The following is a 22,719-nucleotide window of genomic DNA, read 5'->3' as shown; positions in this document are numbered from 1 at the left end:
GTTACTCTCCTTCAACCCGCATGATGCTGGCGACACCCCGCACGGTGTCGAGCTTGCGCAGTGCCTCGACGGTCCCGGTGAGGGAGGCGTCGGAGGCCCGGTGGGTGACGACGACGAGGGAGGCCTCGCCGTCCTTGCCCTGCTGCCGCACGGTGTCGATGGAGACGCCGTGTTCGGCGAAGACGGTGGCGACCTGGGCGAGCACGCCCGGTTTGTCGGCCACGTCGAGGCTGATGTGGTAGCGGGTGACGACCTCGCCCATCGACGAGACGGTCAGGTCGGCGTACGCCGACTCGCCGGGTCCGGTGGTGCCGTTGAGCCGGTTGCGGCAGACGGCGACCAGGTCGCCGAGGACCGCGGAGGCGGTCGGGGAACCGCCGGCGCCGGGGCCGTAGAACATCAGCTGCCCGGCCGCGTCGGACTCCACGAAGACGGCGTTGTACGCGCCGCGCACCGAGGCGAGCGGGTGGCTGAGCGGGATCATCGCCGGATGCACGCGCGCGGTGACCGACGCCCCGTCCTTGGCGCGCTCGCAGATGGCGAGCAGCTTGATGGTGCAGCCCATCTCCGCGGCCGAGCGGAAGTCGGCGGCGGTGACCTCGGACATGCCCTCGCGGTAGACGTCGTCCAGCCGCACGCGCGTGTGGAAGGCGATACCGGCCAGGATCGCGGCCTTGGCGGCGGCGTCGAAGCCCTCGACGTCGGCGGTCGGGTCGGCTTCCGCGTAGCCGAGGGCGGTGGCCTCGTCCAGGGCCTCCTGGTAGCCCGCCCCCGTGGAGTCCATCTTGTCGAGGATGAAGTTGGTGGTCCCGTTGACGATGCCGAGGACGCGGTTGACCTTGTCGCCGGCGAGGGACTCGCGCAGCGGCCGGATCAGCGGGATGGCACCGGCGACGGCGGCCTCGTAGTAGAGGTCCTTGCCGTGCTGCCCGGCGGCGGCGTGCAGCGCGGCCCCGTCCTGGGCGAGCAGCGCCTTGTTGGCCGAGACGACGGAGGCACCGTGCTCGAAGGCGGTCGTGATGAGGGTCCGCGCGGGCTCGATCCCGCCGATGACCTCGACGACCACGTCGATGTCGCCGCGTTTGACGAGGGCGGTGGCGTCGGTGGTGACGAGGGCCGGATCGATGCCCTCCCGGACCCTGGCGGGCCGCCGGACCGCGACACCCGCGAGTTCCACCGGGGCGCCGATCCGGGCGGCGAGGTCGTCGGCGTGCGTCGTCATGATGCGCGCCACCTCTGAGCCGACCACTCCGCAGCCCAGCAGCGCCACCTTCAGCGGACGCGTACGCATCATCCGACCTCGTTTCCTCATACCGTCTACGGTTGGACCAGTCTCACTCACCGGACGACAGTTTCTACCCTTCGTCCGGATCGTGAGACATCTATTTCATTTGTACGGGGGCACCGGACCGTAGATCTTTCGCCCCCGAAATCCCGTGGGCGCCGGTCACCCGACGTCGAGACGCAGGAGGTCCTCCTCCGTCTCGCGCCGGACGATCACCCGGGCCTCGCCGTCCCGCACCGCGACGACCGGCGGCCGGAGCACGTGGTTGTAGTTGCTGGCCATGGACCGGCAGTACGCGCCCGTCGCCGGTACGGCGATCAGGTCGCCCGGCGCCAGGTCGGCGGGCAGGAACGCGTCCTTGACCACGATGTCCCCGCTCTCGCAGTGCTTGCCGACGACGCGGGCGAGCACGGGCTCGGCGTCGGAGGCCCGCGACACCAGCGCGACGCTGTACTCGGCGTCGTACAGCGCGGTCCGGATGTTGTCGGACATGCCGCCGTCGACGGAGACGTACGTCCGCAGCCCCTCCAGCGGCTTCACCGTGCCGACCTCGTAGAGCGTGAAGGCCGTCGGCCCGACGATGGCCCGCCCCGGCTCGACGGAGATCCGCGGGGTCCGCAGCCCGGCGGCCTCGCACTCACGCGTGACGATCTCGGTGAGCGCCTTGGCGATCTCGTGCGGCTCACGGGGGTCGTCGTCGCTGGTGTAGGCGATACCGAGCCCGCCGCCCAGGTCGATCTCCGGCAGCTCGATCCCGTGCTCGTCCCGGACGTCCCGCAGCAGCCGGACGACGCGGTGGGCGGCGACCTCGAAGCCGGACATGTCGAAGATCTGCGACCCGATGTGGGAGTGGATCCCGATCAGCTCCAGCCCGTCCAGCTGCAGCGCCCGCCGTACGGCCTCCGCGGCCTGCCCCCCGGCGAGCGGGATCCCGAACTTCTGGTCCTCGTGGGCGGTGGCGATGAACTCGTGGGTGTGCGCCTCCACGCCCACGGTGATCCGGATCTGGACCGGCTGGCGCCTGCCGAGCGACTGCGCGATGTGCGCGACCCGCACGATCTCCTGGAAGGAGTCCAGGACGATGCGCCCGACCCCGGCCTCCACGGCCCGGGTGATCTCCGCGACGGACTTGTTGTTGCCGTGCAGGGCGATGCGCTCGGCGGGCATGCCGGCGCTCAGGGCCGTGGCCAGCTCCCCGCCCGAGCAGACGTCGAGATTCAGCCCCTCCTCGTGCAGCCACCGCACGACGGCCCGGGACAGGAAGGCCTTCCCGGCGTAGAACACGTCGGCGTCCGGACCGAACGCCGTACGCCAGGCACGGGCACGGGCCCGGAAGTCGGCCTCGTCGAGGATGTAGGCGGGGGTGCCGAACTCCTCGGCGAGCCGCGTGGCGGTGATCCCGCCGACGGTGAGGACACCGTCGACGTCACGGCCGACGGTCCGGGCCCACACCTTGGGGTCGAGGGTGTTGAGGTCGGCGGGCGGCGCGGAGTAGTGCCCCTCGGGCAGGACGTCGGCGTGGCGGGGCCCGGCGGGATGGGCGGAACGGCTCATGACGTGGCTCTCAGACTCTCTGTCTCTCTCCGGGACGCATGTGCTCTCGGCGCCTCAGAGATGTTCGGGTGCGTCGATGCCGAGCAGGGACAGGCCGCCGGCCAGCACCGTCCCGGCAGCTTCGGCGAGGGCCAGCCGGGCACGGTGGGCGGCCGAGGGTTTCTCCTCCCCGCGGGGAAGCACGCAGGGCAGAAAGGGCAGCACGGCATCGGCGACGGTCACGAGATGCCGGGCGACCCGGTCCGGGGCACGGTGGGTGGCGGCCGCGGCGAGAACACGGGGGTGGTCGGCGAGGGGGGTCAGCAGCGAACGGAGGGCGTTGCCGCCGTTCGGGAGAGGGGCGGGGCTCGCGGCGCCCGGGGTGCCGTGGCCGTGGTGGACGGCGGCGTCGGCCGTGAGGTCACCGTGGTGGGTGGCTCCGAGGGGCCCGGGTTCGGCGGTGAAGCCCAGGCGGGCGGCGTTACGGCTGAGGGACCGGATGCGGGCATGGGCGTACCGGACCCGGAAGAGGGGGTTGCTCTCCCGCTGCACCAAGTGGTCGGCGCTGATCCGGGGCCGGTCGTGCGCGGCCGGATGGAGCAGGGCCCACCGGGCGGCGTCGGGACCGAGCGGGGCGGGGTCCTCCGGCGCGGGCACGGGCCGCAGGTCCACGGGCTCACCGTGCCCGACGGTGGCCCGGCCGCCCTGCGCCCCCACGAGCCGTACGACCACGTCGGCGACGACCTCCGCCCGCACCTCGTACGGCACGCGCAGCGCGACGACCTGGCCGGCGAGGGAGTCACCATGCCCGTACCGGGCGCCCTTGTCCCGGATCTCTCGCACCAGCCCCATGACGGGATCGGCCTGCGCGGCAAGGGTGATGTTGAGGAATCCGGGCCCGGTGACGACGACGTCCCGGATGCCGGCGGCGGCGGCCAGACGGGGCCGCAGAATCTCGGCGACCCGCCGCGGGGGCTGCCCGGCCGGCCGGGCGAGCTGGAGCGCGATGGTGGTGGCGTAGTCCCCGCATCCGCCGGGCCCCGGCGCACCCACCACGGCCCGCTCGGGCACGGTCACGCTCAGCTCTCCCTCGTCGACAGCGCGACGCACCGCGCGCAGCACGGTGCGGGAGAGCTCGACGGGTGTCACGGGACAAGCGTAGGGGAGGAGGGGGCTGGGTATGCGAGGCGGTTGTCACCGCCGCCCTGTCGCCTACGGTTCGAGCGGCGGCCTGCGGTTCAACTCAACCGGCGGCCTGCGGTTCGAGTGGCCCTGCCCCACGCGGATCCCGCCGCCCTACCCTCCGCGGGCCATCCCGCCCGGGACACCGTCGGAGACGCCGTCGGCAGCCGGAGGGTCGTCACGGCCGGATCGGCCGCCACACCCGGAGCCACGACGCGGACCGGAAGCACCGCCTTCACCGGCCCCGGCACCACCGCCGCCCCCCAGCCCCCGGCCTCCCCCGCTGCCACCGCTCCCCCCGTCGCCGCCGCCTCCCCCGCCCCCGTCTCCGCCACCCCCGTGGGCCTCTCCCCCATGCCCCTCGTGCCCGGTGCGGCGCTCGATGAGGTCCTTGACGAGCTGCACCAGCTCGGCGGGCTCGAACGGCTTGGCGAGGAAGGCGTCCACGCCGACATCGAGACCGGTCTCGACCTCGTACTGCGTACACGCGCTGATGATGGCGAGGGGCAGGTGACGCGTACGGGGATCGGCACGGAGCCGGGCGGCGGTGCGCAGCCCGTCCAGCCGGGGCATGACAACGTCGAGCGTCACCACATCGGGCTGCACCTGATGCACCACGTCCAGACACTCGGCACCATCGGCCGCGGTCACGACCTCGAGCCCTTCCAGCTCGAGATTGACCCTGATCAGCTGCCGGATGACCTTGTTGTCGTCCACAACAAGCACCCGGCCGGGAGCGCCTGGCACACGTCGAGAGTAGGTCGGGACCAGCCACCGCGTCCGGGTTTTCCCCACTTCCACCCCCTACCGGGGACGCCCCCACCCCGCACCCCCGGAACGGGTTCCTGATCACCCCCGCGGACCTGCTAGTGTTCTACCCGTCGCCGCGAGCGAGAAGCTCAGCGCCCGACACGCCCCCGTAGCTCAGGGGATAGAGCAACGGCCTCCGGAGCCGTGTGCGCAGGTTCGAATCCTGCCGGGGGCACACTGTGTAAGTGTGCCCAAGACCCCGTCACCAGCGGAAACGCTGAGGCCGGGGTCTTCGCGTATGTGCAGGCGGGTGCAGCCCGAAGCGACCGTATGCCGGGGTCTGTGGACGAGGCGTGGACGGGATCTTGGGGCATCGTCGCAGGTGGACCCTGGAGACTGCGGGGACCTACCAGCGCATGCAGCCCTTTGCCCTGGCGGGTGCACAGGTCGCGGATGCCGTCGACGCGGGTAGTGCTGGAGGCCATAAGAAGGCCCCGGCGGTGACGAGGGAGAACCACAGGGGAGCGGGAGCGGGTGACGGACGAATGCGCGCGTAGCGACCAACTCACCTGTTTCGCATGGTAGTTCGAAACCCAGTGGCCACCTACCCGGAAAGGTGAAGGTCGGGAGCGTCAGCAGTCTGACAAAACGCCGAACTAGCAGATTCGCGGCGTTAGACTCCGTGCGAGGGCGGCGAGCCACAGAAAATGCGGAGGGGAAATGAGCACGAGCAGGACCCGCACTTGCTCTTGGTGTGGCACGGGAGGGCACGACAAGCGGTCATGCAGCGTCTCCCCTAACGCTGGGAAGTGCAGCGTGTGCAACTATCACGGACATGACAAACGTAACTGCCCGCGCAAGTGAGGAAGCATCACCGCAGGTAAGGCGCTCAACGAGGAAGGCCCCAGACGATACGCCTGGGGCCTCAGTGTTGGGGCGAAACGTCTCACTCGTACTCGCGAAGCAGGTCCTCGATGCGCCGGTTGGCGACGTCCTGCCGACCGTCGAGGCACTTCGCGTAGCGGGTCAGCAGGGCCTCGACACTGTTGCCGGCGCGCTCGGCCACCTCGGTCGGGTCGACACCGGCGTTGAGCCACATCGACAGCGCCGAGTGACGGAGGTCGTACGGACGGTTCGCGAGCGGTGAGGCCGCGACGGCCGGCGGAAGCGCCAGGAGCCGGGCCTCCTGCCACACGCGGTAGTAGGTCGAGGACGGGACGACCGAGCCCTTCTCGCTGAAGAAGAGCCGCCCGTCTTCCGCCGTGCCGAAGGTGGTCAGGTGACCGCGGAGCATGGCGACGAGGTGGGGCGGGATGGACACCCGCCTGACCTCCTCGACCGGCCGGTTCTTCAGGCCGCGGTCGTCGTGGGTCTCCCCTGAGTCGGTCCACTGCTTGCCGACCGACGGACGGGTCCGGTGGAGCAGCGCCGAGCCCCAGCCTTGCTCGGGAAGGTTCAGGTCCGTCTCGGCGAGGCCGACCGCTTCCGCCGGCCGGAGCCCGCCGAAGTACATGGCGGCGAACAGACCCACGAGGCGACGACCACGAGCACGCCGGTACCCGCCCACGTAGGAGACCGCCGCCAGGAGATTACGGGCCTGCTCCGGGTTGGCGACAACCCGCGGGTCGACCTGGTTGGACACCTTCGGCTTCTGCCAGCGGACCGCGGTGATGGGGTTCTCACGCAGCTCCCCCAGGTCGACGGCGTAATTCGCGGCGTTGACGAGCGTCCGACGCTTACGCCGCACGGTTTCCGCCGCTGCCGCCGTGCCGTCGAGCTTGAGCTTCAGCGAGTCAAGGACCGCGCGGGCCGTGGCGGCTTCAGCGAGATCGGCGAGCGGCCGGGACGCCTTGGACACCCAGTGGAGAACGTTCCGCACATCGTCCGGCACTTCCCGATCATCGGGCCCCGGCAGCACAAAGGCCCAGTTGCGCAGTGCTTTGCGGATCGCCTCATCGGACGGCCGTCCGGCGCGCTCGTCGAGGAGTTCTACCGTCACGCTGGTGAGAGATTCGTTGATGCCGTCCCGTGTGTTGGGGGCGGCATGGGGCCACTTCATGGCGAGGTACCTGAGAGCGAAGGCATACCACGACACGGCCGATTTCTTCACTTCCATCGAGGCCGGGAGGCCCGACTCCGTGTCGAACTCCTCGCCGTCGCGCATCGCCCGCATCAGCTTCGTGCGGTAGTGATCGGCGAGCGCTTTGGTGCGGAAGGACTCCGAGAAGACATTGCCCGCCACAGACCAGCGGACTCCGTATGAGGGTGTCTTGGTGTCACGCTTACGGACACCCCAAACCTTAACGTCGAGAGACTTCACGCCGCCGCCTCCAGCTGCCGCAGCCACGTGGCGAAGTCGCTTCGCCAAACTCGGAGCTCTCCATTGGGAAGCTTGAATGCGGCAGGTCCCTGACCGAGTTCACGCCAGCGATAGAAGGTGCGACGAGAGACTCCGCCCAATTCGGCGAGAATCTGCGGGACGGTCATCAGTTCGTCTCGTCGGGGGTCCATGCCGGGTCTCCTTCCGTGTCAGGGACAGGTCGTCGTGAGGTGGCGAGCCAGGATTCGGCGGCGGTCAACCCGGTGCCGGCAAACCGCCAGTGCGAGAGAACAAGGACGGTGTCCGGGTCGGGCAGCGGGTGGCCCGCCTCGGCCGCGCGTTCGCGGGCAAGGGCTTCGTTGTGGTCGGCGCGTTCCTGGCGGAGGGCGCCGAGGGTGACGGAGTAGGCGCGGGACTTGGTGGAGAAGTGGCCGCGGAAGCCGAGCATGTGGGCCCACTTGCGCAGGCGCAGGTCTTCGAGTTCGGGGAGTGCGCCGAGGTGCCAGCAGGTGAGGATCATCCGCCGGGCGTGGTCGGTGACGCCGGAGCCGATGAGGTCGGTGATCGGGTTGCGGATGGGGCGGTCCAGGGTGCCGGCGGTCTCGGCGCCCTTGGTGGCGTACTTGGCGATGTACGCGGCCACGGCGCGGCTGGACAACTCCGAGGTGCCCGTGAAGTCGGCGGAGCGGATGGGGCGGATGTCCATCTGCTCGCCGAAGCGGAAGGTGTACGGGCAGCCGTCGAGGACAGGTCCGGGCGTCTCGGCGAGGCGGGCCGCCGAGCGAATCGCGTCGGTGAGGAGTTCGGTCGTGGCCCAGGCCGGTGGGGTGTCCTCGGCGCCGTCCGGGCCGTCGAGGCGGATGACGGCATGGAAGTGGACGGCGCCTCGCCGCTGGTACTCGGCGACCTTGGCGTACGAGACCGCAAGGCAGTCGCGCAGCGCGGAGCGGCCGATGCCCGCGCGGGAGGCGAGCTGTTGGCGCAGGTAGGTGGTGAACCGACCCCAGAGGGCACCGGCATGCGCGTTCCACAGGACGGCCGCGCGGTAGTCGTACCGCTCCGGGTCGAGCGGTGTGCCCAGGGCAGAGTCGTTGTCCGGATGGGAGCGCCCGCAGCGGCACCGGCCGCCGGCGGGGCGGTTGTGCACGGGGCCGAAGGAAGGGGCGGTGAAGGTGGCAAAGACGCGCGGGTGTTGGGCCACGGCCGGACCGATGCCCTTGCCGCCGCTGAGACCCGCCGTAGTCGTTCGTCGCGATGTCCTCGATGCTGACGAGCGTGGTGAAGTGATCTTCCGGCTCACGTCTGGTCGAGGAGTTGGCGGTGCCGTGGCAAGCCGGGGTCGAGGGTCGTCGCCATGCTGCACGAGGTGGGGCCAGGAAGCGGGCCGCGGGAGCCGGCGCCCGCCACCAGCTGGTCTTCGTCGACCGGCTGGTGGCCACGCTGATCCATCTACGGCACGACCTGCCGCACTCGGTACTGGGGCTGCTGTTCGGTGTCGACCGCTCGACCGTCACCCGGGCGATCGCAGAGATACGTACGCTCCTGGCCGAGCGGGGGTGCGCGGTCCCCGACCGCCCCGGCCTGCGGTTACGGACTATGGCCGACGTGTTCGCCTATGCCCAGGCCGAAGGCATCGAGCTGCGGCTGGATGCCACCGAGATCCAGGTCCGCCGACCACCGGCCGGCCGCGGCGGACGGCGGGCGTTCGTTTCCGGGAAGAAGAAACAGAACACCATGAAGGCCACCGTCATCGCTGACTGGCAGGGCCGCACGTTATGGACCGACACCCTGCGGCCTGGTCGTATGCACGATGCCACGGCCGCCCGCAACGAGGGCATCGCCGTCTGCTTCCAGCACTTCCCCGACGTCGAGGTCCTCCTGGACGAAGGCTACCTCGGCCTGAGCCGCGACCACCGCGGGCAAGCGATCACACCACCCAGAAAACCCCGGCCCGGAGCACTGCCCGGCAGAGTCCAGCAGTGGGAACGCGACCGCCACGGGCACTCCTCCGACCGCATCACCGTCGAACACGCCCTCGCCGACCACAAACGCTGGAAACAACTGATGCGCTGGACCCACCGCCGCGGCCGCCTGCCCGACACCTACCGCGCCGTCGCCAGCCTCGTCTCCGACCGCACCATCAACGCCTGAGAGCACGTCACGACCAGGCCAAACACGCCTCACCCGCTATCACGCACCAACTCGTAAGGTCACCGGTACAACACTCCGCCCTTTTCACACCGTTGCCTGTCGCCTCCCTTCATCAGGCACAGGATCGACCACGGAGCTCATGGTCTCAAGCATCGTCGTTCAGTACACCGATCTCCTGCGGACCAGCGACTATGACCTGTGGAGCCGGTTGCGGGAGTTCCTGAGGTTAGGGACTCGATCCGGACCGAACGATCGTCGCCAGTGCACGAAACGAGATGGACCACAACGAGGAGGTGCGGTGCGGCGGCCCGCTGTGAGTGAGCACACAGAACTGATGAAGGAGTGGGTGTGGGAGTTGAACAACGCTCTCGGCCTCGATCCCGCGCGTGTGCGCCAAGGTAGTGACAAGAAGGCATTCTGGGACTTCCCGTGTGGGCATCGAGGTCAGGCGCGGATCAACCAACGCGTGGCTGGGCACGGCTGCAAGCTCTGCGGGCACATGAAGTCTGGCCGCGCTCGTCGTGTCCCCAAGCCGGGTGGCTCCCTTGCTGACATGGCTCCGGCGTTGGCGGCCGAGTGGGACACAAAGCGCAATGAGGTCGGCCCCCACGAGATCGCAGCCCAGTCCAACATTCCCCGCCACTGGATCTGCCCCAAGGGTCACTCCTACGACATGGCACCGAGCGCCCGTTATCAAGGCCGTAACTGCCCCTACTGCCGCGGGCTGCGTGTAGGCCAGGGCAACGACCTAGCCACCAACAGACCTGACCTTGCCCGCGAATGGGATGCTGAGCGCAACGGCGGACTGTCGGCTAACCAGGTCACGCCGGCCTCCCATAGGAAGTGCCACTGGGTGTGCGCCACGAACCCCTCTCACCGTTGGACAGCGACCCCCTCGAACCGACGGACACGCGGTTGCCCCTACTGCGCCAACAGGTTCATTGACTACACCAATAATCTGTCCGTGACCCATCCAAGCCTCGCTCTGGAATGGGACGTCGCGCGAAATCGCCCCAGGATCCCAGCCCAGTTCGTGCGGGGCAGCAGTGACCTCGCGTGGTGGACGTGTCGGTCCTGTGGCCATACCTGGCGTGCCTCCATCGCGAGCAGGGCTTGCGGTGGCCAGGGGTGCCCGCCCTGCGGAAGATTGCGGACCCGAGCGGCTCTGATCCGCCCGGCCCCGGATAAGTCCATCGCGACTGCGGCCCCCGACCTCGCGGCGGAGTGGCACCCATCGAGAAACGAACTGACACCACACGACCTGGGCCCAGGGAGCGGCATCGAAGTGTGGTGGCAGTGCTCTCGCGGCCACTCCTGGCGAACCGCTCCCGACATTCGGACACGCATGCGGAGTGGTTGCGAGAAGTGCCAGATGGGCAGCACTTCTACCCTGGAAATACGCAATTATGCCGAGCTGTCGTACGTCTTGAAAGACTGTGATTTTGTACCCGAACATGAGGTTCGCATCCCGCACCTTCCCCGCCGCACCGGGGCAGTGGACATGCTCTTCCGAGACCGGGACGGAAGTCAGCCGGGCATTGTCGTCGAGTTTGATGGGGCGTGGTGGCATGACAACGAGAAGAACAGGTCCGACATCCGAAAAACCTATGCCCTCATCGATGCCGGCTTCGGAGTTATCAGAATCCGGGAGTCTCCGCTCCTGCCCATTATCGCAGCTGACGTCTCAGTTTCGAAGAACCAGGATGCTCACCTGACTTCAGCCGCTGTTCTGGCCAGGATGCTGGAGCTCGACTGGATCCCGCGCGGCCGAAGGGACCGCATCATCCAGTACTGCGATCTCGGGACCGCGCAGGCCGTGGCCGAGGCATCAATCATGATCCACCGCAGGGGTGGCTACGACCTCGCCACATCCGCGGCAGAGATCCGGTCCCGCCAGGGATCGAGCTCCTGGAACGGTGTACGCCTCCGGAAGCGAGCCCCACTCCACGAGGGGACGCTGGGCCTAGAGCGCCAGCGGGTGGTTAGAGATCAGCCGCAAAGAACCGCAGCTTCCCAAGCTGATGCTCAGGGATTCGCTTCGGACCGGCAGTCGCAACTTCTCCGGTCGACGATACCGACAGCGTGGCTGAGGCCGGTGGGGGGTGCGGCAAGGCACACGCGTGCGTAGTCGGTCGGCGCTCCCGCCGTCGTGGCTGGTCGTCGGCTGAGGCTCGACGGTCAGGTAACCGTGAGCCTTCCTCTCCTTGCCTCGATGCCTGGCGTCCAACGGAGGTCGGCATAACGCGACGGGGAGGGAAGCCGGTTGGTGCTCGGGCTCCCCTCCCCGCGTGAGATGGAGGGACGACGTCAGTAGACGCTGCTTGCGGCCGCCGCTTCAGGAATGGTGCGGTTCGCTCACGGACAGGAGGTGACCGCGGCTGGTCGAGACGCGGAGCACGTCCCGCAGAGCTCTGGTCAGTTCCTAGGCCAACCGTCGCAGGTCCTGCGGGCTCGCGTCCTGGTCGTCGAGGGTGTCAGTAGCCTGCTCCAGCAACTCGGTCGCGGTGTCAGGTTCCCGGATGACTCGCTCGGCAGGTGCGGCAGGGCAATCTAGCGGCAACCGCTGGGCCGTCCGAGGTCATCCGACGACGACAGATGACGACAGTCGGCGACGCTTCTGCCCCTGTTCAGCGATGCCGAGGACGAACTACTTGGGCGCAGAGCGAGCGCAGTCAGGGATGACCGCCGGGAGTGCAGGCAGGCTGCCCCACCTGGCCAGTGGAGGGGAGTGCCCACTTTGGCATCCGACCTGCGGAAACGATGACGAGAGGCATCGCCGCCCCCTATCATCCGTTGCACGTTACATCTGTGGGGTGGTACAGCATCCCAGACGACACATCCTCAAGGGTTCAACAACCCGGAGAGCTTGTGATCAAATGGTGAAGGATATGCAGCTACGGCGTCGGGGGGCGCCACGCCCTGGGGAGGGCAACCTGCACAACAGGTGGGGGCAAGATCGTGAAACAGGGCCACGTGAGCAGCGCAAGACAACTCGGTACCTTTGTGCGTATACCGGGGGGTCCGGGGATCGGCAAAGTCGGGGAGGTAGACGCGGGGCGTATCCGCGTTGACTACTTCGAGTCGCCGGCCGCAACGATCGCACAGTCGCAATGGGTGGCGGACCACCTGGGCCAACGGGTCCTCCTGGAGCGCGAGGAGCGAATCTGGTGGCGGAGCCCGGACGGCCTATGGAACGCGGGTCGAGTGATACAGGCAGAGCCCGCACAACGCTCCTACATCGTGCGGTTCCCCAATGTGGACTACGACCTACCTGTTCGTGAGGAACATCTCTACGTGCGTTGGGATCGCCCTGTGTTGGACCCCGCAGCGGATCTGACAGTCCGCGGCGGCAGTACGACGCCGTACAGGGACGCAAGGCTCCCGATCCTTAAGAACCTCGTCCGGCAGCGTGGCGCCTGCGCTGACATGAGCACGTTTCTCTCGTCAACGGTGGAGATCTTTCCGCACCAGGTGAACGCCGCGCTCACGGTCCTCTCCGACCCGGTACAGCGGTACCTCCTGGCCGATGAGGTTGGCCTCGGGAAGACGATCGAGGCCGGGTACGTCGTGCGCCAGATTCTCATCGACAATCCCGGTGCCTGTGTGGTGGTCGTCTCGCCGGCCGCTCTTCACCGACAGTGGCTGTCCGAACTCAAGGACAAGTTCCACATCGGGGACTTCCCGGATGCGACGGTCGTCGTCACCAGCCACGAGACCCCCGAAGATTGGGCTGGATACAGGCTGGCCGACCTCGTCGTGGTGGACGAGGCCCACGCACTGGTGCAGGCAGGTCCGGATGAGACGCCTTACAAGGAGTTGTGCGAACTCGCGCACTCGGCCAAGCGGCTGCTGCTGCTGTCGGCCACCCCCGTGACGTCCGGATACCTGACGAACCTCGGTCTGCTTCACCTGCTCGACAAAGAGCTTTACTCGTGGGAGCGGCGCCAGGACTTCGAGGACCGCTACCGCATGCGCGAGGAACTGGCCAACTCGGTCTACTCCCTGGACCCGGAGTACACGTATGTCATCCGGGATTCCATCAGGGAGATCCGAGCACAGGTTCCCTCCAGTGATGTCCGTCTGGCTCAGCTCGCCGATGAGGTCCTCGGCATGCTTGACGAGGAGGACGAGCTGATCAACCCTGAAGCGCAGGGTGAGTTCGCCCGTCGGGTCATTGAGCTGCGAGCTCACATCAGTGAGACGTACCGGATCCACCGCCGAGTGATTCGCAACCGGCGTGAAGCGGTGCTGCAGGAGGGCAGCGGCCCGGACGCCGAGGCACTCCCCTATGAGGTGCGCGGCCGTCAGCGCCCCGGACTCATCCACTCGCCCTCGACGGTCGTAGAGGCCGGGGGTGCATTCGTGATGCGCTGGTGGAGCACGGTGCGCGAGCACCTGGAGAACGAGGGGATGAGTGATCAGCTTTCCCAGTTTGCCATGCCCTTGGCGATTCTCACCTCGCGGGCACTCGCGCTTCCGTACGACGCCATCGATGCGCTCCGGTGGCGGGTGATGGGCGACACCGGTGCTGGCGAACGTGCCGGGCTCTCACCGCGGGAGAGGGAACTGCTCACCAGCGTGCCGGTGGCTGCTTGTGAGAAGACCGTGCTGGCCGAGGCCGAGGAAGACTGGCCTGCGGGGGCCGAGCCGAGCGAGGAGAACTTGAAGCACGTCATCCGGGCGCTTCTTCCCGTGATACGCAAGGCAAAGCGCACCGTCGTCTTCTGTGGACCCGGCCGGCTGGCTGACGCACTCGCAGGCAGATTGCGCCGTGACTTTCCGAAGGTAGTGACCGCCCAGCACACGCGTACGCTGGGCGCGACCAAGGCGGCGACCGAGATCTCTCGGTGGGCCGATCGCCTGCCCCAGCATGCGGTGCTCCTGGCCGACGACACGGCCGAAGACGGTCTAAACCTGCAGGCAGCCGACTGCGTCGTGCATATGAGGCTTCCCTGGTCGCCCAACCAACTGGAACAGCGTCTGGGCCGCGCCGACCGCTACCCGGGCTCGACTTTGCCCGGAGCCACTGGTTCCGCGCCCCAGTTCCGACTGGCCGAGGACAATGGCCCCGACGGCTCCTTTACCGAGGCATGGGCCACCCTGCTCGGGGATGCTTACAAGGTCTTCGACGGTTCCGTCTCCACCCTCCAGGACGCCATAGCCCAGACAGTCAAGACTGTATGGACCGCGGCGGTTGAGGACGGACCGGAAGGGCTTGTGGCGCAGCAGCAGGACGTGCTTGCCCGGCTCGGCAAGGTGCGCGACGAGATCCGCAAAATGGACCTTTTGGAAAGCATCCACGTGTCGTCGCAGCGTCTGCGTAGCGTCCCGGCTGCACTGACTGAAGTCGAGCGTGACTGGTCCGACATGGAAGGGGCGCTCCTGGCTTACACGGACGCCGCTGGAGGAGGGATCAAGCTGTCTTCCCTCGATCGTTCCCTCGAGGGATCCCCGGCTCGGCGCTTCCTGATCAACAACGGTTCGAGCCGTCCGCTTCTTGCTCCCCGTCACTGGGAGCGAATCAAGAATCGTATCCCAGACGATGAGATCGCTCATGCGATGTTCAACCGGTCCCGTGCGCTGCGCAGTCGGGACGCACGGCTGTTCCGCGTCGGCAATCCCTTGGTAGACATGCTGTCCGATGCTGTCCTCAATGACAGTCTCGGGCAGAGTGCCGCCTTCCGGCGGATCGACCGGGGGATGCCACCGGGGCACGACCCGCAGCCGTACTTCGGTTTCGATTTTCTCATCGAGGCGGACACCTCTGTCGCGCTGGAGCACGTCCAAGAGAGCACGGACGCGGCAAGGGCTCTACGCCGCCAGGCCGATCGGATCTTGCCTCCTATCATCAGGCGCGTCTGGATCGAGTCGGGCACGAACCAGCCCGTGACCGTGGACGGCCAGTTGGCCTTTCTGAATCGTCGCTACGACAAGAGCAAGGGTGACCGCAACTACAACAGCCAGCGCGTCTCGGAGTTGTTTGAACTGTTCGGAGGCCAGGAGCACGCGGCTACGTACGTCCGTGATGCACAGCAGGCAGCGCTGAGGTTCCTGCACCAGCACACAGATCTCGCAACGGTTTGCCAGGACGCCCAGCAGAAGGCGCTCGAGGTTTCCGCGGTGTTGCACTCGCAGGCCCAGGCCCGGCAGGCCGCTGGCCGACTACTGCGCGACACCGAAAGCCTGGTCACCGACGCGAAGGTACTGACTTCGCTCGCCGAGGGGCTGTCGCAACCGGCTGTCCGCGTCGTGGCGGCTGCTTGCCTGGTGCGCCGAGGACTGGAACTGGCCTACTGATGTCTGAAGACGCATGGGTGAGCGCTCAACACCTTCTCAATGAGTGGCCGGAGGTGAAGCCGAACGTACTGGCCAAGGGTGTTCTGCGCCGTTTGGGAGATGCCCTGGCCGGGCTCCGGAACGGCGCTGCCGGCTGGCTGGACATCGTCTCGCTGACTCGGCAACTGCTGCTACACCACCAGGCGCTGGGCCGGACAGGCCGGTTGTCGGTGCCGTTGCGAGCGGGCCTGCCCACTGTTGATCAGTGGCGGCAGGGCGATTGTGACGTGGTGGTCGACGGGAGCCGTGTGCTTGTACGAGGCCAGGAATGGGCTCCGCAGGAGGGTGCCGGAGCGGCGCAAGAAGCAGGGCTTACTCAGGTCCGTGAGGCAGTCCTGGGCAAGGACTCCATCCTGCGCCGAGTCCTGGAAGCTGCGCCAGCCGACCCCTTTTGGAAGGACGTCCTCTCCTACGACCACTACCTTTCCCAGGGCCAGCGCCAAGCGGCTCGCTCGCTCGTTCTGATGCCGCCAGGTGAGACACTCCTGATCTGCCTGCCCACCGGCCATGGCAAAACGCCGGTGGCACTGGCAGGCGCCATGCTGGCCGGCCAGAGCAGTGGCGTGTCGTTGATGGTCGTGCCCACTGTCGTTCTAGCGATGGACATGGAGCGACGTGTCCGCGAGTTGCTGAGCAAGCGTGATCCTGACGCTCTGCACAAGCGGTACGCCTACTTCGGCGAGTTGGACCAGGCCGACAAGGAGCGGATGCGATCGGACATTGCAACCGGGCGGCAGGCACTGGTCATCGCTTCTCCGGAGGCTGTTGTCGCTGGGCTGAGCAAAGCCCTTCGCGATGCTGCTCAGGACGGGCACCTGAACTACGTCATCCTGGACGAGGCACACCTCGTCGAACAGTGGGGCAACGAGTTCCGCTCGGAGTTCCAAAGCCTTGCTGCCCCCCACCGGGCTTGGCGAGAGATCGCGCCCAAGGGGTGTGCGCCCAGGACAGTCGCGATGAGTGCCACGCTCACCGAGCAGCAGGTCACGACACTCAGGGACCTGTTCGGTTCCGGTGAACACACCAAAGTGCTCTGGGCCTCTGAACTGCGCAGCGAGCCTGCCTACTTCGTGGACGCCTTCGACTCGGAAGGGGAGCGGTCCCAGGCTGTTCTTCGGGCTGTTGCGCGCCTACCGAAACCGATGGTGCTGTATACGACCGAGAAGAAGCACGCCAACATGTGGGCCGAGACGCTGCACGCGGCAGGGATGCAACGGGTCGCCGTCGTCCACGGGGACGTCAATGACGTTGGGCGCCGTCGTGCGCTCGAGGGTTGGTCGGGCCGCACGAGTCATGGTGCTATCACGACCCAGTACGACCTCGTCGTCGGCACCTCTGCTTTCGGGCTGGGTGTCGACCTCGACGATGTACGCAGTGTCGTGCACGCTTGTGTGCCCGAAACCGTGGACCGTTATTACCAGGAGGTCGGCCGCGGCGGCCGCGACGGCAGTCCCTCGATTGCCTACCTGGCATCGGCACCTGGGGACCAACGCACAGCCCAGTCGCTGAACGAGCAGAAGATCCTCCTGGCTGACACCGCCTGGGGACGGTGGCGAGCGATGTTCACCAAGGGGCAGCACCTGCGCAAAAACCGGTACTTGCTCGACTTGACCGTGCGGCCGCCCCGGATGTCCGTGGGCTACGCCACGCACAGGGACTGGAATGTTCGCCTGCTCAACCTGATGGATCGCATCGGGATGATCAAGGCGTTCCCTCCCACGCCTCCAGTACGTCAGTCCGACGAAGACCTCTCGGACTGGGACGAGCGGATGACGGCGTTCTATGAAACTGTCCAGGACCGGATCGAGATCGAATTGGTGGAAGGGCAGACCAACGATGCGGAGTACTTCCGCGTCGCCTACGACCGCATCCGCTCGGGCATCAAGGTTGCCCAGCGCAACTCTCTGCACGCGATGTTGACCGTCCTGCGTCAGGAGCGGTGCGCTGCGGACACCTTGGCCGAGTACTACTCAATTACGGGAGCCAACGGTGGGCGTCACTACACGATGGCAGCCTGCCGCGGATGTCCTGTGTGCCGGCGGCAGGAGCTTCCGCTCGAGGGGGCAACGTCCCACTACCGCAAGCCGCTCTCACCGAATCCGGCCGCTGTTGAGTGGCCGCCGTCCGACAGCCCGCTGGCCCATCTGCACCCGCAGACCTCGCACTTCAGCATCTACTGGCAGGACCCTGCGGAACGTAAGGAGCACTTGCTCCCCGTGCTGGTGAAACTGGCGCGGTCGGGTGTATCCCACTTCGCCGGCCCTGGCGTTGGCGCGGAGATGGCCCAGCAGATACAGGAACAGGCGCCAGGTCACCCGGTGCTCGTCGATCACGACGGAAGCCTGGTGGACAGTGGCACCGCAGCCACGATCGCCTGGGTCGCTGAGGACACAGCATTGCCTCTCGACGAAGACCTCCGGTACCGGCTCGAGGACGGAGAGCCTCTGTATCTCCTGCTTCCGCGACAAGTTGAGGACCCGACCAGGCCTGGTGTGTCCTTCGTGACGACCCATCCGTCCTTGCACATCCAGCAAGTGAGAAGCGAGTTCAGGTAATGGCATTGCTCAATACGCCCGTGCCGCATCCCGGCGAGATCTGGGTCGTCGTACGCTTCCTCGCCTCGCAGTCCGGGCCTGTCGCGTACGACACCCTCCGTCGCTTCCTCGAGCCGCACAGCCGCGACCCGAAGAAACTCGCCACCGTCCATTACGCACTCGCGACGCTGCGGTCCCTGGGGCTCGCCGAAGAAAGCGGCGATGATCAAGAATGGATTCTGGCGGGTGCCCTTGCCGACCTACGATCGGACAACTATGCCGCCTTTCAAGGCGCGCTGCGTTCCGCCGTGCTGGGCCTTCGAGGGCACCAGCCGGCCGAGATCGCCGATGACCTGCGGCGGGCTCTCGTGTGGAGCCTGAACCGGGATCCGTTCTCGGAGTCCTTCACTTGGAGCATCGTTGAGGTTCATCACCAGACGGACGCTCCAGACGGAGAGTTGGTCTTTCTGAACCGCACACGATGGTCACCCTTCACAGCCTGGGCGACAACTCTCGGCTTGGGTGCCTCTGCTCCGCACATCGCCCAACGCTATATTCCCGACTGCACTCGCGCCGTTCAACAGGTTCTGCAAGAACACTTGCCCGCAGACGTTCCTGCGGACGCTCTGGATGTCCTGCGTCTGCTGCGTGAACACCTTCCCATCCTCCCTGGTGGGGACATCTCGGAGAGTTCAGGCTATGAATCGCCGGACGACCGGACCGCCGGCACGGCACTGTCCTTCGCTCTGATGAGAGGCGAGCACGAAAAGTGGCTCGTCATGAGCACCGATTCAGACGCGAAGCAACCGATCAAGTTGCAGGACCCCGAGCGCCTGTCCATGCGCCTTTGTTCCTCCATCATGCGGCAGGAGATCGCTAATGTCTGATTTCAAGCGATACGTCTGCTGGGACGTGGAAAACGTGATTTCCACGATCCAGACGGAGGCGGTCGTCGCCTCGCCCGCCGTCTTCCTCTCCACGCACACTCCGCTGAGCATCCAGCGTTCTCGAATCAATGGCCGGTCGTTCAGCCCCACCGGGGACAGCGTCACGGAGAAGGAAATCCTCGACGACTTCCTGAACCGGCGCACGAACACCAGAACACTGCTCCTGCCGGTGGTCGGTGAGTCGGGGTCCGGCAAGTCCCATCTGGTCCGCTGGATCCGGGAGAACATCCAGCCCTCCGACCAGCGGAAGATCATCTACCTCGAAAAGTCCAAGACGAGTTTGCGGCACGTCATCGACTCCCTCCTCGACGGTGTGGAGGACGAAGAGATCGAGCAGATCCGCAAGGACATCCGCCATACCACCGGGGCCTTCACCGCTGCCTCACTAGCGCGCCGTCTCATCACCCAGTTGAGCGTCGCCCTGGCAGACCTCGGCAGAGATTCAGTCTCGGGAAAGAAGCGTCAACTTGTCGGCCCGCGAGGCATCTCACTTCTTCTGCAAGATCCGCTTCTGCAGGATCAGATGCTTGCGACCGGCAAGTTCATTCCCCAGTTCGCCCAGCACTTCTTGAGCGATCGAGAGACTGGTGAGGAGCGCCCTCCCCGCTTCTCTCTGGAAGACCTCCCCTTGAGCCCGGATGCCATTGCCGGCGACATGGCAGCACCTACCCGGCAGATCTTCGGCTTCCTTATGTCCAGGCCTGAACTGCAGTCACTAGCCGTGGAGTTGCTCAACGAGCACTGGGACAGGGCCGTTCGGGAACTGTCGTCGCTCGGAGGCGGTCGCCTCCTGGGAGCGATGCAGAAGGTACGGGAGATCTACGCCCGCCAGGGCAAGGAGATCATCCTTCTGGTGGAGGACTTTGCACTGATCCAAGGTGTACAGAGTGACTTGCTCGACGCAATCACCGAGACGTCGCAGCGGGAAGGGCAGACGGTCCTCGCGCCCATGCGAACCCTCATGGCGATCACGAGCGGCTATTTCCACGATCTCCCGGAAACCGCAGCCACCCGGATCGGGGCTTCCACCGGAGGATTCGTCTACAACCTGGACATTGTCCTGGGAGATGGCAAGACCGGCACAGAGGACATCGCATCCTTCGTCGCGAGGTACCTCAACGCCGCCCGAGTGGGGCGTGGTGCACTCGAGAGCGCGGGCAGCGGTGCAGTCCCGAACAAGTGCGATGAGTGCCCCGTAAAGAGCCTTTGCCATGATTCTTTCGGTGCATCCGTCGAGGGGTTCGGTCTTTATCCGTTCAATCGTCCGGCTCTGACTCGTATCGTTCACGGTTTGGCCGAGAACCCGTACGCCTTCGTACCCCGCGATGTCCTCGGCAGCGGAGTCATCCCGATCCTGACCGACGCATACGGCGCGATCAGAAAGGGCGAGTTCCCGAGCGTCTTCTTCCAGGAAAACTACAAGACCGTCAGCAGCGTCGACCGGGCGTTGCCCAACAGCGTCAGCGACGATATCGAGACTCACGACCCTCTGAACGCCAAGCGTCGGCGGGCAGCGCTGGAGTTCTGGGCCGATGCTCCGCCTCAGTTGATGAATCTTCATCAGGGCATCGGTGAGGCATTCTCCCTGCCTGACATGACCCTTGACGACCTGGCCGACAAGCCGCTCCCCCCGGTGGACTCCGGTCAGGCCATCCCGCAGAAGGACCATAGCACTCCGCCGCCGCCACCCAAAGCGCTCCCCGCTCTGCAGCGCAAGATTCAGGTGGTGGAAAACTGGGCCGCCACAGGTTCTCGCCTCACCGCGGACGAGGCAAACATCGTTCGCACCATCATTTCAAGATCGGTTCTGTACAGGGAGGAATGGCTCACTCCTCCGGTAAAGCCGGTGGGCCTCACCGAAGCCGGCCAGTCTGGCTGGTATCTGAAGAACGTCAAATCGAACCAGGTCTCCATCGAGGATGCAAGCTCAGAGGGACTGAGTGCAGGAGCGCCCATCGTTCTCAAGCGCAACCCTGCGACTGGCGAGTTCTTTAAGAGCCTCATCCGACTTTCCGCGGATGCGGCAGACGGGGTACGCGGTAAGGACATCGTTCGCCTCGCCAGCATCGCTGACGAGGCCAGGCCTGCCATGCGAGAGCGCGTCGCACGGTACCTGGAACGCACCGACAAGGACTTGGTCGTCGGGTTGCGCGTTTCTTTGCTCGGCGCGGCACTGGCCGGACGTGTCGTTCCCGGGATGCCGATCGACGCCTTGTACGCCGCAGCATTCGACGCAGGACAAGAGTGGGCGCGGCCGGATGCGTCTTCGCGCACTGAGGCATGGATGAAGCGATTCGATGCGCACATGGAGCATCGCAGCAGGCTCGTGGACACGCTGCTGAATTCCCTTGGAATTGGCCAGGGTGCCACAGGAGCGGTCCACGTCATTGACGCTGCCCGCGCCCTTCCACTTATGAAGGAGGCGGCGACGAAGTGGGACTTGTCGGACACAGAACTTCCGGCATGGGTCAAGGGTGCCGCCGCCCCCGTGCGCGCAGGATGGGAAACCATAGTACGCGGTCAACTTCAGGAACTGCGCAGACTTCTCAGTGAGATCCGAGAGCGCTTCCCCAAGGGCAGCGGACCTGGCACCCGAGTCGTCCAACAGGTGTCCGCTGCCTTGCAGATGGCCAATGCCCAGGCTATTACAGGGCCTCAGGGGCCCGAACTGGAGATGAAGGCTGCGGCCGTCGCGGACGCCGACTGGAGCACTTTGCCCGAGACGGAGAAGGAACTGTCTCGCGTCGCCGACAACCTCCAGGACGAGTCGGTCGAAAGCCTCCTTGCTGTGGCAGCCCCGCTGCGATCACCACATCTGCGAGAGATGCGCGACTACCTCAAGGTGGCTGACTCCTCGCTGGACACGGCCCTGGCTGCGGCACGCATGCAGAGCCAGAACGCGGTCAGCGACGCCGCGGAGCAGTTGGAAGGCCTCCTCGCCGAATGGAAGCAGGCCGTAGATGGCGCCAGTATCCACGGGGAGGCAGACAAGTGAGCAGCGTGACGGTTCCGGAGAAGGCTCAGGAGTTGCAGAACATTGTTCGCAGCATCTCTGAGAGCGAGAAGGAGCGGGACGACCAGGAGCGGGTGCTCCGGCGTATCGATGAGGTGCGTACAGCGTTGCAGGCTGCGACGGTCCAGCGACAGACCGCAGTGTTGCTGCGCGAGCGCACCGGCCAGGCTCTGGATGTGTCCGGGTTCGAGGCTGCACGGGCCAAGCTCGGATCGAAGTCGCGGGGCGGTCTGCCCATCGACCAGGTTTTCCTCGACGCCAAGCGCGCCTTGGAGGGGTTCGCCAGCGAGCTGAGTGCATCTCTTAGGCAGATCTGGACGGCGTGGGCCACTGCACGGATCCAAGAGGTATCCCCTGCTCGGTTTGTCACTCTCGGCCCCGATGAGCGGCTGGAGGCGACGGAGCTCTATGAGTCGATGAAGGTCAAGGCCAACCGCCCCAAGGTCGACAGCGCCAGCATCCTGACGTTCTGCAGCGCTCGCGACACGCTCTCGGCGCTCCTTCAGCATGCGCCGGCCGATGCACCGCAGGGGCTCGTCGAACTCATCAACCGGCTGGATGCCGGTGGGGTCACTCTTGGCGAACTCACGGACGCTGACATCGCGCTGCTGCGAGAGTATGACCAGGACAGCTGGTACACCGTCACTCGGAAGGCGAACTGACAACCT

At 66.5% G+C, this 22,719-nt stretch carries 12 protein-coding genes, 1 tRNA gene and 3 pseudogenes; 9 read left to right on the top strand and 7 right to left on the bottom strand.

Going from position 1 to position 22,719, the window contains the following annotated elements; all coding sequences use genetic code 11:
* Window position 1: 1 nt before the first annotated feature.
* The 4 genes and pseudogenes from ACF1BE_RS17710 to ACF1BE_RS17695 all read right to left on the bottom strand — a co-directional run.
* Complete coding sequence (locus ACF1BE_RS17710; protein WP_392199941.1) at window positions 2-1,294, bottom strand: homoserine dehydrogenase; 1,293 nt, start codon at window positions 1,292-1,294, stop codon at window positions 2-4.
* A 153-nt stretch (window positions 1,295-1,447) separates the two neighbouring features.
* Window positions 1,448-2,839: a diaminopimelate decarboxylase gene (gene lysA, locus ACF1BE_RS17705; RefSeq protein ID WP_392199940.1), complete on the bottom strand. Its 1,392-nt coding sequence runs from the start codon at window positions 2,837-2,839 to the stop codon at window positions 1,448-1,450.
* Window positions 2,840-2,893: 54 nt separating this feature from the next.
* Complete coding sequence (gene nrtL / locus ACF1BE_RS17700) at window positions 2,894-3,967, bottom strand: ArgS-related anticodon-binding protein NrtL (protein ID WP_392199939.1); 1,074 nt, start codon at window positions 3,965-3,967, stop codon at window positions 2,894-2,896.
* 407 nt (window positions 3,968-4,374) lie between these two features.
* Window positions 4,375-4,747: pseudogene (locus tag ACF1BE_RS17695) on the bottom strand (response regulator); the annotation flags it as partial.
* Window positions 4,748-4,913: 166 nt separating this feature from the next.
* On the opposite strand from ACF1BE_RS17695, the gene ACF1BE_RS17690 reads away from it, so the two are divergent.
* Window positions 4,914-4,985 (top strand) — tRNA-Arg (locus ACF1BE_RS17690).
* Window positions 4,986-5,696: 711 nt separating this feature from the next.
* On the opposite strand, the gene ACF1BE_RS17685 is transcribed toward ACF1BE_RS17690, so the two are convergent.
* From ACF1BE_RS17685 to ACF1BE_RS17675, 3 genes and pseudogenes are all read right to left on the bottom strand, one after another.
* Complete coding sequence (locus tag ACF1BE_RS17685; protein ID WP_392199938.1) at window positions 5,697-7,070, bottom strand: tyrosine-type recombinase/integrase; 1,374 nt, start codon at window positions 7,068-7,070, stop codon at window positions 5,697-5,699.
* Window positions 7,067-7,261 carry a helix-turn-helix transcriptional regulator gene (locus tag ACF1BE_RS17680; protein WP_392199937.1) on the bottom strand — a complete coding sequence of 65 codons (195 nt, stop codon included), beginning with the start codon at window positions 7,259-7,261 and terminating at the stop codon, window positions 7,067-7,069. The genes ACF1BE_RS17685 and ACF1BE_RS17680 overlap by 4 nt, the downstream gene beginning before the upstream one ends.
* Window positions 7,237-8,310, bottom strand: a pseudogene (locus tag ACF1BE_RS17675) (replication initiator); the annotation flags it as partial. The pseudogene ACF1BE_RS17675 and the gene ACF1BE_RS17680, both read right to left, overlap by 25 nt.
* Window positions 8,311-8,372: 62 nt before the next feature.
* Between ACF1BE_RS17675 and ACF1BE_RS17670 the strand changes: the two are divergent.
* From ACF1BE_RS17670 to ACF1BE_RS17635, 8 genes and pseudogenes are all read left to right on the top strand, one after another.
* The gene (locus ACF1BE_RS17670; RefSeq protein ID WP_392200052.1) at window positions 8,373-9,221 is read left to right on the top strand and encodes a transposase family protein; all 849 of its coding nucleotides are present in this window, start codon (window positions 8,373-8,375) and stop codon (window positions 9,219-9,221) included.
* Between the two features lie 139 nt (window positions 9,222-9,360).
* A pseudogene (locus ACF1BE_RS17665) lies at window positions 9,361-10,578 on the top strand (zinc-ribbon domain-containing protein); the annotation flags it as partial.
* A 15-nt stretch (window positions 10,579-10,593) separates the two neighbouring features.
* Complete coding sequence (locus ACF1BE_RS17660) at window positions 10,594-11,349, top strand: hypothetical protein (protein WP_392200057.1); 756 nt, start codon at window positions 10,594-10,596, stop codon at window positions 11,347-11,349.
* Window positions 11,350-12,179: 830 nt separating this feature from the next.
* The gene (gene dpdE / locus ACF1BE_RS17655; RefSeq protein ID WP_392199936.1) at window positions 12,180-15,518 is read left to right on the top strand and encodes a protein DpdE; all 3,339 of its coding nucleotides are present in this window, start codon (window positions 12,180-12,182) and stop codon (window positions 15,516-15,518) included.
* Window positions 15,518-18,112 carry a protein DpdF gene (gene dpdF / locus ACF1BE_RS17650; protein ID WP_392199935.1) on the top strand — a complete coding sequence of 865 codons (2,595 nt, stop codon included), beginning with the start codon at window positions 15,518-15,520 and terminating at the stop codon, window positions 18,110-18,112. Before dpdE ends, dpdF begins: the two co-directional genes overlap by 1 nt.
* Window positions 18,112-18,978 carry a protein DpdG gene (gene dpdG, locus ACF1BE_RS17645; RefSeq protein ID WP_392199934.1) on the top strand — a complete coding sequence of 289 codons (867 nt, stop codon included), beginning with the start codon at window positions 18,112-18,114 and terminating at the stop codon, window positions 18,976-18,978. Before dpdF ends, dpdG begins: the two co-directional genes overlap by 1 nt.
* Window positions 18,971-22,033: a protein DpdH gene (gene dpdH / locus ACF1BE_RS17640; RefSeq protein WP_392199933.1), complete on the top strand. Its 3,063-nt coding sequence runs from the start codon at window positions 18,971-18,973 to the stop codon at window positions 22,031-22,033. The genes dpdG and dpdH overlap by 8 nt, the downstream gene beginning before the upstream one ends.
* A complete protein-coding gene (locus tag ACF1BE_RS17635) occupies window positions 22,030-22,713 on the top strand; it encodes a hypothetical protein (RefSeq protein ID WP_392199932.1) in 684 nt (227 codons plus the stop codon). Before dpdH ends, ACF1BE_RS17635 begins: the two co-directional genes overlap by 4 nt.
* Window positions 22,714-22,719 lie beyond the last annotated feature (6 nt).

The organism is Streptomyces sp. NPDC014991, from assembly GCF_043080665.1.
GTDB lineage: Bacteria > Actinomycetota > Actinomycetes > Streptomycetales > Streptomycetaceae > Streptomyces.
The sequence above is the reverse complement of the archived record's forward strand: the minus strand, read 5'-3'. Positions and strand labels throughout refer to the sequence as shown.

Coding starts and splice junctions, on each gene's coding strand:
- ACF1BE_RS17660 (WP_392200057.1), top strand. CDS start 10,594: ATGGGCAGCACTTCTACCCTGGAAATACGCAATTATGCCGAGCTGTCG.
- dpdF (WP_392199935.1), top strand. CDS start 15,518: ATGTCTGAAGACGCATGGGTGAGCGCTCAACACCTTCTCAATGAGTGG.
- dpdG (WP_392199934.1), top strand. CDS start 18,112: ATGGCATTGCTCAATACGCCCGTGCCGCATCCCGGCGAGATCTGGGTC.
- ACF1BE_RS17710 (WP_392199941.1), bottom strand. CDS start 1,294: ATGATGCGTACGCGTCCGCTGAAGGTGGCGCTGCTGGGCTGCGGAGTG.
- dpdH (WP_392199933.1), top strand. CDS start 18,971: ATGTCTGATTTCAAGCGATACGTCTGCTGGGACGTGGAAAACGTGATT.
- ACF1BE_RS17680 (WP_392199937.1), bottom strand. CDS start 7,261: ATGGACCCCCGACGAGACGAACTGATGACCGTCCCGCAGATTCTCGCC.
- lysA (WP_392199940.1), bottom strand. CDS start 2,839: ATGAGCCGTTCCGCCCATCCCGCCGGGCCCCGCCACGCCGACGTCCTG.